General features: G+C 39.1%; 12 protein-coding genes. 4 read left to right on the plus strand and 8 right to left on the minus strand.

Annotation, left to right across the window (positions count from 1 at the left end):
- Positions 1-96 precede the first annotated feature (96 nt).
- Entirely contained in the window at positions 97-4,575 is a 4,479-nt protein-coding gene (locus RU86_RS04855) for a BspA family leucine-rich repeat surface protein (protein ID WP_245810478.1), read from the plus strand.
- 181 nt (positions 4,576-4,756) lie between these two features.
- Here RU86_RS04855 and RU86_RS04860 read toward each other — a convergent pair whose 3' ends face one another.
- From RU86_RS04860 to rihC, 4 genes are read right to left on the minus strand one after another with little or no spacing between them, the layout of a single operon-like run.
- Positions 4,757-5,665, minus strand: coding sequence for a ribokinase (locus RU86_RS04860; RefSeq protein WP_096814311.1), 909 nt, complete (start codon positions 5,663-5,665; stop codon positions 4,757-4,759).
- Positions 5,658-6,137, minus strand: a complete 480-nt coding sequence (locus RU86_RS04865) for a GNAT family N-acetyltransferase (RefSeq protein ID WP_096814312.1) — start codon at positions 6,135-6,137, stop codon at positions 5,658-5,660. The genes RU86_RS04860 and RU86_RS04865 overlap by 8 nt, the downstream gene beginning before the upstream one ends.
- A gap of 33 nt (positions 6,138-6,170) precedes the next feature.
- The gene (gene dcuC, locus RU86_RS04870; protein ID WP_096814313.1) at positions 6,171-7,544 is read right to left on the minus strand and encodes a C4-dicarboxylate transporter DcuC; all 1,374 of its coding nucleotides are present in this window, start codon (positions 7,542-7,544) and stop codon (positions 6,171-6,173) included.
- The gene (rihC, locus tag RU86_RS04875; protein ID WP_425435897.1) at positions 7,537-8,466 is read right to left on the minus strand and encodes a ribonucleoside hydrolase RihC; all 930 of its coding nucleotides are present in this window, start codon (positions 8,464-8,466) and stop codon (positions 7,537-7,539) included. The genes dcuC and rihC overlap by 8 nt, the downstream gene beginning before the upstream one ends.
- A 356-nt stretch (positions 8,467-8,822) precedes the next feature.
- Between rihC and RU86_RS04880 the strand changes: the two genes are divergently transcribed.
- Complete coding sequence (locus RU86_RS04880) at positions 8,823-9,836, plus strand: LacI family DNA-binding transcriptional regulator (protein ID WP_096814314.1); 1,014 nt, start codon at positions 8,823-8,825, stop codon at positions 9,834-9,836.
- A gap of 55 nt (positions 9,837-9,891) precedes the next feature.
- Positions 9,892-10,431 (plus strand): DUF1697 domain-containing protein, encoded by a 540-nt coding sequence (locus RU86_RS04885; protein ID WP_096814315.1) that lies wholly within the window; start codon positions 9,892-9,894, stop codon positions 10,429-10,431.
- 181 nt (positions 10,432-10,612) lie between these two features.
- Here the strand turns inward: RU86_RS04885 and RU86_RS04890 are convergent, their stop codons facing one another.
- The 4 genes from RU86_RS04890 to ahpC all read right to left on the minus strand — a co-directional run bounded on the left by RU86_RS04890 (position 10,613) and on the right by ahpC (position 14,019).
- Entirely contained in the window at positions 10,613-11,167 is a 555-nt protein-coding gene (locus RU86_RS04890) for an NAD(P)H-dependent oxidoreductase (protein WP_096814316.1), read from the minus strand.
- 15 nt (positions 11,168-11,182) lie between these two features.
- A complete protein-coding gene (locus RU86_RS04895; protein WP_096814317.1) occupies positions 11,183-11,593 on the minus strand; it encodes a MerR family transcriptional regulator in 411 nt (136 codons plus the stop codon).
- A 274-nt stretch (positions 11,594-11,867) separates the two neighbouring features.
- The gene (gene ahpF, locus RU86_RS04900; protein WP_096814318.1) at positions 11,868-13,397 is read right to left on the minus strand and encodes an alkyl hydroperoxide reductase subunit F; all 1,530 of its coding nucleotides are present in this window, start codon (positions 13,395-13,397) and stop codon (positions 11,868-11,870) included.
- A gap of 58 nt (positions 13,398-13,455) precedes the next feature.
- A complete protein-coding gene (gene ahpC, locus RU86_RS04905; protein WP_096814319.1) occupies positions 13,456-14,019 on the minus strand; it encodes an alkyl hydroperoxide reductase subunit C in 564 nt (187 codons plus the stop codon).
- 521 nt (positions 14,020-14,540) lie between these two features.
- Here ahpC and RU86_RS04910 point away from each other — a divergent pair.
- Positions 14,541-15,020, plus strand: coding sequence for a hypothetical protein (locus RU86_RS04910; RefSeq protein ID WP_096814320.1), 480 nt, complete (start codon positions 14,541-14,543; stop codon positions 15,018-15,020).
- Positions 15,021-15,108: the final 88 nt, after the last annotated feature.

Raw genomic sequence — 15,108 nt, forward strand, 5'->3', positions numbered from 1 at the left:
AAAATCAAAAAAATCGTCTTTACAGGCGCCACTAAAGCACCAGTAAATTCGACTGATTTATTTAAGTCACTAAAAAGCTTAACTGAAATAGAAGGATTGCCTAATCTAGATACATCAGATGTGTCGAACATGACCAGGATGTTTGATGAGTGTACCGCACTAACAGCACTAGACTTGTCAAACTTTAACACCGAAGAGGTAAGGAGCATGCTTGATATGTTTCTTTTCTGTACGAGTCTCACATCACTAGACCTCAAATCATTTAATACGAAAAATGTAAATGATATGAGGGGGATGTTTAGAGGAAGTTCATCGCTTAACAGTTTAGATCTAGCAAGTCTTGATATGTCAAACGTATCACAGATGGGCGGCATGTTTAAAGATATATCACTGGTTAGTTTAACATTAGGCGATGCATTTAAATTTGACAATCCAAACAGCAATTTAAGAAAACCACGAGCGATTGTTTCTGTATCAGACCTGAACCGTGAGGGGAAATATCTAACTGACAACTGGATTAAAAAAGAGGATTCCTCACTTGTCTATACGACAGCTGACTTCATGGCTAACTATGGGAAAGGTGACTTAAAAGCTGGCACCTATGTCGCTGAAATTAAGCCCCTTATTTGGGGAGATGCACCCTATAGATTTGATTCAAATACAGGTGTGCTAACGATCAATTCGGGCACATTAGGTGAGGCTGAAAGCGCACCTTGGAATAAAACGGATAATAGCAAAGTAGCTGGGGAGAAAATTAAAAAAATCGTCTTTACAGGTGAGACTAAAGCACCTGTAAATGCGACTGCTTTATTTAAGTCGCTAAAAAACTTAACTGAAATAGAAGCCTTGCCTAATCTAGATACATCAGATGTGTCAAACATGAGCAGGATGTTTGAAGGGTGTAGCGCACTAACGACACTCGACTTATCAAACTTTAACACCGAAAAAGTAACGAGTATGCTGGATATGTTTCTTTTCTGTGGTAGTCTTACAACATTAGACCTAAAATCTTTTAATACTAAAAATGTGACTGATATGAGAGGAATGTTTAGAGCATGTTCATCACTGAAAAGTTTAAATCTATCAAATTTCGATACCTCAAATGGATCATTGATGGGCGGAATGTTTACCGAGACAGTCCTTTCAAGCTTAACGCTAGGAGATAAATTTAAGTTTAGAGGAGACGGTATTAACCTACCTGAGCCAGCTGCGCTAGCAACAGGAGACAAATTAACCGGAAAATGGATCAAAATGAATCGCGGTTCTTATCCCCACAGTCCGAACGGTTTCATGAGAGAATATGGTAAAAAAGACTTGACTGCTGGCACCTATGTCGCAGAAATTAAAGCGCCACTTCTCTGGGGAGATGCACCCTATACATTTGACAAAAATACAGGGGTTTTGACGGTTGAATCTGGTAGATTATCTAAGTCGGACGCATCACCTTGGAATAAAGAAGGGGATGAAAAAATAGCTGGGGAGAAAATTAAAAAAATCGTCTTTACAGCTGCGACTAAAGCACCTGAGGATTCAACAGACTTATTTAAGGATTTAAATAACTTAACTGAGATAGCAGGTTTGACCAATCTGGACACGTCCGAAGTGACGAGTATGTATAATCTGTTTCGTGACTGTTCTAGTCTCATGACATTTGACATATCAAACTTTAGTACTTCAAAACTAACAAACACTCGTGATATGTTTCGTGGATGTACTAGTCTCCTGACATTAGACCTATCGACATTCAATACTAAAAATGTAAATGATATGAGAGGGATGTTTAGAACCTGTACATCGCTTAATACTTTAGACATATCAGCTCTTGATACCTCCAGTGTTTCAACCTTGATGCAGATGTTTGAAGATGTACCACTTACTAGTTTAACATTAGGGGATAACTTTAGATTTGTCAATACAGACAGCTACCTATCACTACTGCAGGAAAAATCAAAATTAGCCGCACTACGTGAAGGAAACTGTCTGTCTGGCAACTGGATTAAAAAAGACAATCCATCACCTGTTTATACGACAGATGACTTCACCACTAACTATGGAAAAACAGCTGGCTTACAAGCAGGGACCTATGTCGCAGAAACTAAACCAGTTTTTTGGGGAGATGCACCCTATGCATTTGATAGCGATACAGGTGTCTTAACTGTTAGCCCGGGGACCTTAGATGTTTTTGCAAACACACCTTGGATAAGGGATGATTTCTACAAAATTAATAGTGATCAGATCAAAAAAATCGTCTTTACAGGTGAAAATAAAGCACCTGAAAATTGTAATTCGTTATTTTCTAACCTAATCTCTCTAAAGGAAATAGTCGGATTAGATAAACTTGATACTTCCGGGGTCTTCAGTATGGCAAACATGTTTTTATCGTGCACCATGCTAGAAAAACTGGATTTATCAAGTTTTGATACCTCCAAAGTAAACATTTACTTCAAAATGTTCTACAACTGTAAAAACCTTAAAAGTCTGGACATATCAAGTTTCAATTCAACTTCCAATCCTTTCGCTAATCTGCCAACGAAGTCGTACGTCTTCGATATGTTCAAGGATTGTACCTCGCTAGCTAGCCTCACACTAGGAGATAAGTTTGCACTTCATAACATCATGGAACTCTCTGATCCTAAAGTGCTACATAGCTGGGAGAGACCAACTGGAAATTGGATTCGAAAAGATGGCAACTCTAAAGCCTACAGTACTAAAAATTTCGTAGCTAACTACGGCAAAGGGGACTTAACAGCAGGGACTTATATCGCTGAAGTTAAACCTATTAAGTGGGGAAGTGCGCTATGGACATTTGATCCTGATAGTGGTATCTTAACCGTCAACTCTGGTACACTGGAGGCAGGAGCAACTACTTCTCCTTGGAAGCGGACTGATAGGCAAAATATAGATCCGAACAGTGTTAAGCAGATTGTATTCACTGGGAAAACCCAAGCACCGAAAAATTCAGAAGCGCTTTTCTCAGATCTACCAAATCTGACAGATATTGTTAACCTGACTAACCTGGATACCTCAAAAGTGACAGACATGTCTCGCATGTTCATCGGGTGTAAATCGCTCAAAACGTTAGATCTATCTCAGTTTAACACCTCAAATGTAACCAAGACTGAGTGGATGTTCCAAGACTGTGCATCACTTACAGAGCTAAACCTCAAATCCTTTGATACCTCGAAGTTGACCAAGATGTGGATGATGTTTAGTGGATGTGCTAGCCTGACAAGTATAGATCTGTCAAACTTTGATACAAAAAATGTCGTAACAATGGGTAAACTATTTTATGGCTGTTCAAGCTTAACAAGCGTTAACCTATCAAGTTTTGATACCTCACAAGTCACACACATGGGTGAGATGTTCCAAAATTGTACCTCTCTTACAAGTCTCGATTTGTCGAGCTTTGATACAGGTAAGGTCACAACCATGCAAAAACTATTTAAAAACACGCCTCTTGCTAGCTTAACACTAGGTGTTAAGTTTAAATCAGTAGGCAGAGATACTGACTTGCCTATACCTACCGCATTAAATGACGGGGATAAACTGACTGGAAACTGGATTAGAAAAGATGGTCAGTCTAAAGCCTATAGTCCAGAAAACTTCATGGCTAACTATGGGAAAGGTGACTTAAAAGCAGGGACCTATGTGGGTGAGCTGATCTATGGTGGTGCTGTCTTAGAAACAACTATCTCCTTCAGTACTGATTCGGGCAAAACAGCTGCGACGACTGCCGATATTGGTGACAAATTACAAGGTAAGATCACAGTCAAACACACTGCTGACTCACCGAAAGATGCGATTGCCAGCGTCATTAAGCTATCAACTATCAGCCTATTGACAGATGCCTGGGCAGTATCGCCTACTGTCACCGTCACAACCTTTGATCAAGATGGGAAGCAAACAGCGACCAAAGCACAAACCATTAAGGATAATGAACTTAGTTTGCCAGCATTACCTTTCGATTCCTATATCGAAATTACCATAACAGGGACTGCCTGGGAAAAAGCTTATGCAATCCCTAATGGTAATTATCACTACACGCTCTCTCATCAAAATCAATTTGGCGTTCAAAAGGTTGAGAAATCGGATAACTTTGTCATTAATAGTGGTGCATTCGGTTTTAAATCTGTCCCTAATATTTCCTTTACGGACAGCATCTTGCCGATAAAATCTAACCAGTTTATTGATCGAAAAGATACTGACTATGCGATTTCAGTTACAGACTATCGAGGAACACGTTTACCTGATGGGGAAACAGTAAAACCTGATCGTGTTAACTGGGAGATCACAGCAACAGCTAGTCCATTTAAGGATGCTACTGGTAAAACGATTAAGCTATCCACTATGGCTGTCAGTTTTACAAAGGCTATTGGGAAAACGACAGAGCTCGGTGCTGATGCGACACTCATCACGTCTCACGATGTGACAGGTGAAACTGCCAAAGACAATCATCTGACTAAGTTATCTTGGGCTAAAGAGCTTGGCTTTAAAGCAATCGTCCATAACAGGAGCGGATTAGATACCACAAAATATACTGCAGATGTCGAGTTTGATTTAAGAACAGCACCTTAAGTCATCACACATCAAATGAGTAGCTAAACAAGAATAAGCTATACGGCCTACAAATCAAAAAAATCCGGACTAGGTTTAACCCCTAGTTCGGATTTTTTGAGTGCAATCACTCTGCAGTGGGAAATCGCTAAAATGAGTAATATTGAGGTATAAAAGTCATCTTCAGATTGCTTTTTTCGCGTCACTTGGGTGCTAACGCTTGCAAATCAAGCAAGGTTGGCATCCCAGTCTGTGCACCAAATTTAGTGGTGGCATAGGTCGCGCCAGCCGTTGCAAGCGAAATCGCATTTGCTAGAGATTCCCCACGACTTAACTGCTGTGCTAGGATACCGTTAAAGGTATCCCCTGCACCCGTTGTATCGCTTACGGTTACTTCTCGAGTCGGCACTGTTAATAGCTGACTATCTTGAACATAAGCTACCCCTTTGGCACCTCTAGTTACGATCACAGTTGTATCGTACTTTTCTGAGAATGACAACATGGCTTCTTCAAAAGGCAATGCTTTTAATCTATCAGGTAATAAACTTGCAAACTCTAATTCATTAGGTGTGAGGTAGTCTACTTGTGGTAGGAGATTTAAAACAGCTGCTGAAAATGGCGCAGGATTCAGAATCGTTATAACACCGGCTGCTTTGGCAATTCGCAACCCTTGTTTAACAGCCTCAATCGGGATTTCTAGCTGCATGAGCAGGACATCAGCCTCTGCTATGATATCAGCATGTTCGACGACATAGGTGTCATCAATCCTGCCGTTAGCACCCGGGACAACGGTAATACAGTTGTCAGTTGGTAGCTTAAAGACATTGGCGATACCTGTAAAAGACTGGTCGTCTTCTTCGATATTTACTAAATTCAAGCATTCTTGCTTGAGTTGATTCAATATTTTTTCACCAAAGGTATCACAGCCAATTTTACCTAACAACGCTACATCACCACCAACGCGTGATGCTGCAACAGCTTGATTGGCACCCTTACCACCTACAAAGTAGTCTAATTTTTCGGCAATAAGTGTCTCACCTATCTCAGGTAACCTCGCTAAGGTAGTTACCAAATCCATATTTAAACTGCCTAATACGACAACTTTATTCATCAGTCTCCACCTCTAATTTCTTATAAAATACATAAAATAGGCCATATTCGCTTCTTGCTTTGTCTATGTATCCCTCTCCTCTTATAAAGCTATGCTTTAAGAAAAACTCTTGCATTTTATGATTGCTGTGATGGGTTGCTGAATAGCTATATACGACCTTTTTTGCGATTGCTAGTTCTTCTAAATAGTGATATATCTGACTCGCATAGCCACACTTCCTACAATCTGAAACAGTTGCTAGTCGTTTAAGCCAATACCCATCCCCTTTTTCAATAAAGGTAGCAACACAGACAATCCGACCATTTACGACCAGTTTATAACAATGATTATCTGCTATATCCTGCTTGATTAAGTCATAACTAGGATAGGACTGGTTCCATTGTCTGATATGCGCTTTTACCATCTCCACTTTTGCTGTTTGAAACAGATCAACAATTTCCTTTATATCCGCCATCCTTGCTAAGGTGATCATGTGCTACCTCCATTATACGCTTTTTTAGTTTGATTAATAAGGTAATAGCAAGATGGATAGCACAATCACACAGATGATCCCGATGATGGTCGGTACGCTGGTCCGTTTTAATATCCTGACTGGACTAGTACCAACTGTTGATGCGACGATCATAACGACTGCTGCAACTGGCGAGATGGTTCTTGCAAGGTTGGCAATCATTTGCATTGGTAAGGCAATCAAGATACCATCGATACCGGCTTTATCCGCAATATTTGGAATCAGGTCTATGACCGCATAGAACATGGCAAGACCACCTCCACTTAATATACCGAATAGCGTTGTTGCACCACTGAATATCAGAGATGTTACGATGCCTGCTGAGTTTGACGACTGAACAGATGACATCAAGGAATCGATAATACCTAGAGATTGGATAGCCGTGGTAAACAATGACCCACCAACAACTAAAATCACAACTTGGCTAAAGCCCTGCCCCATGCCTTTGAACATTTCAGTCGCGGACTCTTGAACTTTTTTATAGGACCGGTGTCGGATCGTTTCTATGATGACTGCAATAAAATATGCGATAAAGGTCAGCACAAAAATATCCATCGTGATCCCTTTGACCACCATCCCTGTTATACCAACAACGAGTATCAGAATCAGCGGTAATAAGGGTAAAATCGCATAGTATGTCGGTGCATTAATCGCTTCTTGCGCCACAAGGTCTGCTTTATCAAGCGATATGAAAGCATCTTGACCTTCTTTTTTATCACAATATTTTTGCCAAAAGTAGTGGGCAACTGCCATCACAAGCAAGGTTGGTATGGAAATTTTAGCGTGCCAGATGACATAATCCATCAGGTTATAGTTCAAGGTGCCTGCAGCAATCACATTATCAGCGCCTAAAGGAGTTGGCATGACAGTTGCGGTCATGGCGATCACCCCTGCTGCTGTTAAGGATGAAATGCCCATACCAACTAGCATCGGATAGAGGATGGCCATCAAAATAATGGCCAAACTTGATGCACTTGGAATAACGAGGGACATCAAATTACCTACCAAAAAGATAATAGGAATAAATAAGATGTTCGTCTTGATCTTCTTAAGCGGCCCAACCAAGAGATTGACCGCAACTTGGTTTGCACCGATCGTATTCATATAGCCTGAATAACCAAACAAGATCATGATGACGATACCTGCTGAACTGACCTGAGCAATAATGGTATCCTTTAATTTCAAGAAGATATCAAAGAAAGCAAGGCCTGTTCCTTCACCTTTTGGATAGAGTGGATGTCCCAAAACAACCGAACAGGTTAGTAATATCAAGGCACCAACAATCAAACTTAAGGCTGGATGATAGTTATGAATGATCAGATAGGCAACGCCTACCAGGACGAGTAAGACTAAGCTAGCTTCAACCATATTGTTTTTCTCCTGCAAGGGCTAGATGTTCAACCAGCCAGTTTTGAAATAAAGGGACATCGATTTCTAGACAGACAGCACAGTTTGTGACCGAGTGATAGGACATCTTCAAATCAGCTACAGTCACACCTGCAGCTGGTCCTTCTAGCGCTACATCGACAAAGGTATCTTGTGTTCTAAATAGATCAGGAGAAACGAGATAGGCAACCGCACACACATCATGCATTTTAAGGCCTGTTTTTAAGCTACCACCACGATAGTGTTGGAAAAGCCCATAACACATCTCCCCAACTTCGCCAAATGTCTTGATCTGCGTCATCTCTTTTGGCGTCAAGACTGCTGTACTTGTGACATCTAAACCCACCATGACCAGTGGTACACCTGATTGGAAGACCATCTGTGCAGCATGTGGATCGACATAAGTATTAAATTCTGCTGCACTCGTCGTATTACCACGTGATAGTGTCCCACCCATCATGACAATCTTAGCTACTTTTGACTTAACTTCTGGATAGAGGCTAAAGAGTAAGGCGATATTCGTAAGTGCTGCGATAGCTAAGATCACCACAGGTTCATCACTTTGTTCAAGTACACGACGCATCGCTTCAACTGCGTGTGCATCAACCACTTTTGACTGCTGGCCGGGAAAGGCATAGCCAGCCATACCCGTCTCACCATGGATGTCTGATGCATCCTCTGGCTCAATCAGCAAAGGTCTGGCACAGCCTTTAGCCACAGCGATCTTTTTGCCCATAAATTCGACCAGCTTTAAGGCATTGTTGGTCGTTTGTACCACATCTACATTACCTGAAACAGTCGTGATTAACTGAACTGCTAAGCGAGGATGACTAAGGGCAATCACCAAAGCAACTGCATCATCAATCCCCGGATCTGTGTCAATAATTACTGGTATTTGTGTCATCATTTGTTTCCCTTTCCTTAACTTACTTGCTAGTGAACCTCTAAAAGTCATAAATGCTGCAGACATTTTTTCTTCTGATGTGTTCAAGGTTAACTGCACATCTGCTGGTCACGATCAAGCACCTAGCTCAAAAGTATCGACTCCTTATCTTTTTCTATTATCCCCAGCATCAGATAATGATTTGGTAAAACGTTTTATCAAGTTCAGTTTATCACGTTATGTAAGCGTTGTCAATATAAAATAGTGACTTTTTTTAATTCATGATCCTAGCCTAGGTTGATCCCATTTCGACCTCCTAATTATGATATAATTAGCCTGATAAGTATTCAATCAAGCAGGTGAGCTAGAGGTAAGATATGAAATTAACACTAAAAGATATTGCCAAGCAAGCAGGTGTCTCGATTCCTGCTGTTTCACAAGTCTTAAATAATAAACCGATTCGAATAACAGAAGCCAAAAGAGCCTTAATTAAAAAGATTGCCAAAGACAACCACTACATGCCTAATTTGGCTGCCAAGGCATTGGTCTCGAATAAAACCTATACGATTGGTATCATCATACCAGATATCAATAATCCTTTTTTTGCGAATCTAGCCAAACAAATCGAAAGCCAACTGAGAAATTTGGGCTATTGGCTAATTCTAGTGAATTCAAATGAAAAATTTGCCTCTGAAAAGGAATTATTGCCACTTTTATTAAATAGAGGGATAGATGGTCTCATTTTCATTATGTCTAATCAAGCTTATGCTCAGGAAACTGAGTTGAAAGCCATGTTAAGTGATATTGATACACCGTATGTATTAGTAGATAGAGGGCTTGACCAGTTTGACTGCAACCAAATCGTCTTTAATAATCGGCTTGGTGGCTACTTAGCAACCAAGCACCTGATCGCATCTGGCCATCAAACGATTGGAATTATGATGAATTTCCCTGATAATATCAATTGCCATTATCGCTATATTGGCTATCAAGATGCCCTAGCAGAAAGTGGGATTCTGCTCGACAAGCGTTGGGTGGTCTCCACAAAATTTGAGATTGAGGATGCCTATGACAAGGCTGAGCAGCTCCTCAGTAAGCCCGAGATTACCAGTATCGTTGCCGGAAATGACATGATTGCCCTCGGCATCATCAGAAAAGCAAACGAGTTAGGCAAAAAAATACCCGAAGATATCTCAATCATCGGGTATGACAATGTTTTTTATACTGACCTCTTTAAACCGTCACTCACGTCTATCGAACAAGATGTAAACGCCATGGCAACTCAAACGATTGCCGTCTTGTTTGATACGATAGCTGATCCAACTGCTACAAAGTTCATTCAGTTATCTCCTAGTCTAGTCGAAAAAGCCAGTGTCAAAAAAATAATCTGATAGAAATAGACGACAGTAACTAATAGGCTATCGCAATAAGTCGGAGGATAAAAAAATGAAACGTTATATCGCCTTGTTAAGAGGAATCAATATAGGTGGTAAAAATAAACTAGCAATGGCTGACTTAAAAATAGCCAGTACTGAACTTGGTTTGCTATCTGTCAAAACCTATATTAACAGTGGTAATCTTATTTTTACAAGTCCGATTGAGGATCAACACCTACTTCAAACCATGATAGAAACAATGATAAAAGAAACATTTGAGTTAGCTATACCTGTCCATCTCATCTTGCAGACAGACTTAAAAATGATATTAAAGAACGCACCTGACTGGTGGGGTACTGATGATCAAGCAATCTATGACAATCTCATATTCATCATGTCCCCTTTATCAAGTCAAACGGTTTATGATGCCTTAGGTCCGCCAAACACCAGCTACGAAAAAGAATCCCCCGATGACAAGGCGATATTTTGGTCATTCATCCGAAAAGCGTACCGACAAACAAACTGGTGGGCGAAAACGGCAAAGTCAACTGTGTCTAAAAACCTAACGATTCGCACGGCAAATACCGTAAAAAAAATAGTCGACATGTGATTATGAACAGGTATGAACCACTTGCCTGTGACATCACTGGATCAAAGAGGTTTGAATACAAGGCCTACAAGCAAGTACCTGAACAATCAGTACTTGTTTTTTTATCATCGCATACTTGTCGACTAATCAATCAAAAATGCTGATGGACACCTGATAGATTCATACAACCATAGACCAGTTGCTAAACTTTTTTAGCAACTGCACCTAACCATTTTTTATTATTTGCAGCTGATTTTGTGACATTGCCTTTATGAAACCATTTGACCTGTTTCAAGCCCATATCCTTCAAAATTCTTTTCTTTAATGCACCGATAGGATGTCCAGCAAATAATCTGAGATAGATCGCAGGCGCAATCCCGGTCGTAATGATAACTGTTTCTTTGATATGCGTTAATTGACCGACTAGACGACCATTTACTTCCGTATAGGCAAAGTTTTTCAACATCACTTTATCAAAGAACCCCTTGATGATGGCAGGTAGCCCATACCACCAAATAGGGGCGATAATAATCAATTTATCCGTCTGACTTAAAATTTCCTGATACTTGCCTACCAAGGGATCAGCATAGGCACCTTTTGAAAAAAGTGCTAAATCATCTGCCAACATGGCTGGGTTAAAGCCGTCCGCAACTAGGTTAATGACTGTTGCTGACGGATGTCTTTCGAGCAGTTTAGCCAGAATAACATGGTTAAAGCTTTTGTCATAGGGATGTCCGATTAATAGTGTTGTCTGCATGATAAGACCTGTTTTCTATAAGTTTTGAAAGATGTCATTAATCTTTTGAGATAAGCGTGCTTCTGCCTCAGGCGTATCACTAGTTACGGCTAAGGGACCAACCGTATCTAATAACTGAACAATCGTTTTATAGTTGTCAATTTTTCGCAAAAGTGCTGCTTTCTTTTGCAGAATCAGCTTCTGTGTCTCACTCGCACATGACGCTTGTGAAAGACCTGTAAAGCTGAGCATGTCCTTTGTCTCAGCTAAGCTAAAGCCTGCATATTTCATAACTAGGATTAGGCTAAGTTGGTCTCTATCTGCTTCAGTAAACTGCCGATAGTTATTTGCTGCTCTTTTAGCTGTCAGCAAGCCCTTCTTTTCATAGTAACGAATGGTAGACACGGGTATCTGTAATGCTTGAGCTAATGTTTTGATGGTATACATAGGACTATCCTCTCTTATCTTCTATTATAACTGTGAACCATGGTTCAATGTCAAGCGAGAATTTAGAATTACCTGATTATTATTATAAGATATAAAAAAGGGCTCTTTATCAAATCGTATGGAAATATATGCCCATACGATTTATTATAGATCCACTAAAAAAAAGCTATCCGAAGATAACTTTTCACACCTTAATTTACCTCATTTTAGTGTGTTACCACCGCAGAGTTGACAGAACCAAAACAAGTACCGAAGTACTCACTTATAGCTAAAATCAGTGTCTAATAATGTAATCAAAGGCACCTAAAGCTGCGGTTGCACCACTTCCCATAGCAATAATAATTTGCTTATAAACTGAGTCTGTACAGTCACCTGCCGCATAAACACCCGGTAAGTTTGTCGCACCTTGTTTATCAACGATAATTTCTCCGCGCGCTGTACGATCTACACTTCCTTCAAGCCATTCTGTATTTGGCACAAGACCAATCAAGATAAAGACCCCTGCCAACTCAAGTGTTAGCACTTCTTGTGTATCACGGTCCATATAAGCTAGACTGTCAACTTTATCTTGGCCGTAAATCGCTTTCGTTTCAACATTTGTCAGTACAGTAACATTGTCAAGTGAATAAAGCTTATCTTGTAAGACTTTATCTGCCTTTAATTCTGGTAAAAATTCTAAAACAGTCACGTGTTCAACGACACCAGCTAAGTCGATTGCAGCTTCAATACCCGAGTTACCACCACCAACAACAGCTATTTTTTTACCTGCAAATAATGGCCCATCACAGTGTGGACAATAAGCAATTCCTTTGTTTTTGAAGGTTTCTTCACCTGGAATGCCTAATGAGCGCCAACGTGCCCCAGTAGACAAGACAACAGTCTTAGACTGTAACACTGCACCATTTTCTAGTGTTACTTCAACTAGTTCATTTTTAGCAATCTTGATTGCTTTTTGTGTTTTCATCACATCAACTGGATATGATTTAACATGCTCTTCTAGTTGTGCTGCTAACTTTGGTCCTTCCGTATAAGTTGTCCCAATAAAATTTTCAATGCCCAGTGTTTCTAAAGGCTGTCCGCCAAATTTCTCAGCTAAGATACCCGTGCGTATGCCCTTTCGTGCTGCATAAATTGCTGCACTGGCTCCTGCAGGTCCACCACCAACAACAAGGACATCATAGGGATCTTTCTCTTCAAAAGCTTCACTACCTGCTTGGCCAATTAATTTATTTAGAATTTCCTCAAGACTCATCCGGCCACTTGAAAATTCCTCATCATTAACAAAAACTGTTGGTACAGCCATGACACCACGAGAGTTTACTTCATCTTGGAACATCCCGCCTTCAATCATCGTATGTGAGACATTTTGATTGAGCACACTCATAATGTTCAATGCTTGTACAACATCCGGACAATTATGACAGGTCAAACTAACATATGTTTCAAAATGATAAGGTTGACGAATGGATTGAATACGTTCCTTTAGTTCAGTCTCTATTTTGGGTGCCCGACCACTCACCTGTAATAGCGCCAAAACTAAGGAATTGAATTCATGACCTAATGGTAGCCCAGCAAATACAATACCAGAAATCGTATCCTTTTGATCAACTGAGAAACCTGGAGATTTGATAGCTGTCGTTTTTTCAATACTAATTTTCGGAGACATATCTGCAATTTCAGTTACAAAATCATGTACTTTTTTACCATTAGTTTCATTGATATCTGCATTTAAACGTAGTACAATATCATTTTCTAATAGGTCAAGATATTGCTTGAGTTGTGTCTTAAGATTTTCTTCTAACATCTGAGCCTCTCATTTTTCCATTTTCAAAAAGGCGAGTAATCTACATCGCCTGAATGAGTTAAATTTTACCAACTAAATCCAAACCTGGTGTCAAAGTTTCTGCATCTTCTTTCCATTTTGCAGGACATACTTCACCTGGATTTTTGCGAACATACTGTGCAGCACGTACTTTATCAACGAGTTGACTAGCATCACGACCGATACCATCCGCAGTAATTTCTACAGCTTGTACAACACCATCTGGATCAATAATAAATGAACCACGTTGTGACAAGCCAGATGCTTCATCTAATACATCAAAAATACGTGAAATTTTTTGTGTTGGGTCTGCAAGCATTGGATAAGTTACTTTACCAATCGCCTCACTGTGTTCATGCCATGCAGCATGTACAAAATGCGTATCTGTAGAACATGAATAAACATCCACACCTAGTGATTGAAGAAAATCATATTGGTCTTGCAAATCTTCCAACTCCGTTGGACAAACAAATGAGAAGTCAGCAGGATAAAAAACAATCACTTGCCATTTTCCTTTAAAATCTTCCGAATTGACAGTTAAAAATTTACCTTCTTGATAGGCATCAGCAACAAAATTTTCTATTTTTTTTCCAATTAATGACATCATTTTCTCCTAAATTTAATAAATTTTATCTTCAAAATCATTATCGCAAAATAGCTCTGTTTAATCAAAGAATCTGTTTATTATTTGATATTAATAAGTCAATATTAATAGATACAAAATACGAACAGTGATATTAGAAATCAGATCAACACCTACTTAAGTACTGGATCATTATCTACATTCTCTATGTATCATTTTGTATTGTGACAGTTGCGTTGCCTTTGTTTTTCAATCTACCTATTTTTCATCATCAACTGCTATTACCTGTATTCGCAACAAAAAAGAGCAGATACCCCTTAAAAATAAAGGATTCTAAGCTCTTTTCTTTTATTCCCACTCCGTCATAGCTAAGTGTATTTTGGATGAATTTGAATAGTTTAAAGCTTTTTACTTAGAAATAATTAGTAAGAAAATGTTAGTCTTTTCTGCGGTTGTTTGCAAAATGTTTGCAAAAATAAAACTTATGTGCTAAAATGTATTTGTAACCGAGACAACAAAACAATCAAAAGGAGACTAATATTATGGCTAGAGATTATATGAGTATAAGGCTTTCATATGAAGCTAAGTTTTGGTTGGAAAAATTACAAGGTCATGTGCAACAAGTTCTAGATAAATCTATTGATGAGAAAGAAATAGATGATATGGAAATAATTTTGAAAGAATATCTTGAAAAAATTTCAGATTCACTTGGTGGTGTCTCAATAACAAATATACTTAAAGTATCAGCTTCAAGTATAATAGAGAAAGCATATTATTACACTGAAAACTATTCACTAGAAAAATGGTTGGAAATTGATGAATTAGTACGAAATAGTAAAATCAATTCAAATTTAGAAGTAGGAACACTTACCCCGCGTTTGTATTTAGATAAAGAAGTGATTAACGGATTAGAACAGTACAGATATGATTTTAAAAAAGATAATATGGTACGTGTCGTGAAAATGAGCTATGTGATAAAAAATGTATTGTATGCATATCATTTAGAAATATTAGGAAAGTAAAATTATTGAAGATTCTTTTAGAGTCTTCAAATAATTTTTGAATCATTTGTCTCGATTAGCGAGACTAATAAACTAGAGGAGGAATAAC

It is taken from the genome of Pseudolactococcus piscium (genome assembly GCF_002441695.1).
Lineage (GTDB): Bacteria > Bacillota > Bacilli > Lactobacillales > Streptococcaceae > Pseudolactococcus > Pseudolactococcus piscium.

Bases quoted from the DNA above. Each gene is read 5' to 3' on its own strand.
- RU86_RS04860 (WP_096814311.1), bottom strand. From the start codon at position 5,665: ATGAATAAAGTTGTCGTATTAGGCAGTTTAAATATGGATTTGGTAACT.
- RU86_RS04865 (WP_096814312.1), bottom strand. From the start codon at position 6,137: ATGATCACCTTAGCAAGGATGGCGGATATAAAGGAAATTGTTGATCTG.
- dcuC (WP_096814313.1), bottom strand. From the start codon at position 7,544: ATGGTTGAAGCTAGCTTAGTCTTACTCGTCCTGGTAGGCGTTGCCTAT.
- rihC (WP_425435897.1), bottom strand. From the start codon at position 8,466: ATGACACAAATACCAGTAATTATTGACACAGATCCGGGGATTGATGAT.
- RU86_RS04880 (WP_096814314.1), top strand. From the start codon at position 8,823: ATGAAATTAACACTAAAAGATATTGCCAAGCAAGCAGGTGTCTCGATT.
- RU86_RS04885 (WP_096814315.1), top strand. From the start codon at position 9,892: ATGAAACGTTATATCGCCTTGTTAAGAGGAATCAATATAGGTGGTAAA.
- RU86_RS04890 (WP_096814316.1), bottom strand. From the start codon at position 11,167: ATGCAGACAACACTATTAATCGGACATCCCTATGACAAAAGCTTTAAC.
- RU86_RS04895 (WP_096814317.1), bottom strand. From the start codon at position 11,593: ATGTATACCATCAAAACATTAGCTCAAGCATTACAGATACCCGTGTCT.
- ahpF (WP_096814318.1), bottom strand. From the start codon at position 13,397: ATGTTAGAAGAAAATCTTAAGACACAACTCAAGCAATATCTTGACCTA.
- ahpC (WP_096814319.1), bottom strand. From the start codon at position 14,019: ATGTCATTAATTGGAAAAAAAATAGAAAATTTTGTTGCTGATGCCTAT.
- RU86_RS04910 (WP_096814320.1), top strand. From the start codon at position 14,541: ATGGCTAGAGATTATATGAGTATAAGGCTTTCATATGAAGCTAAGTTT.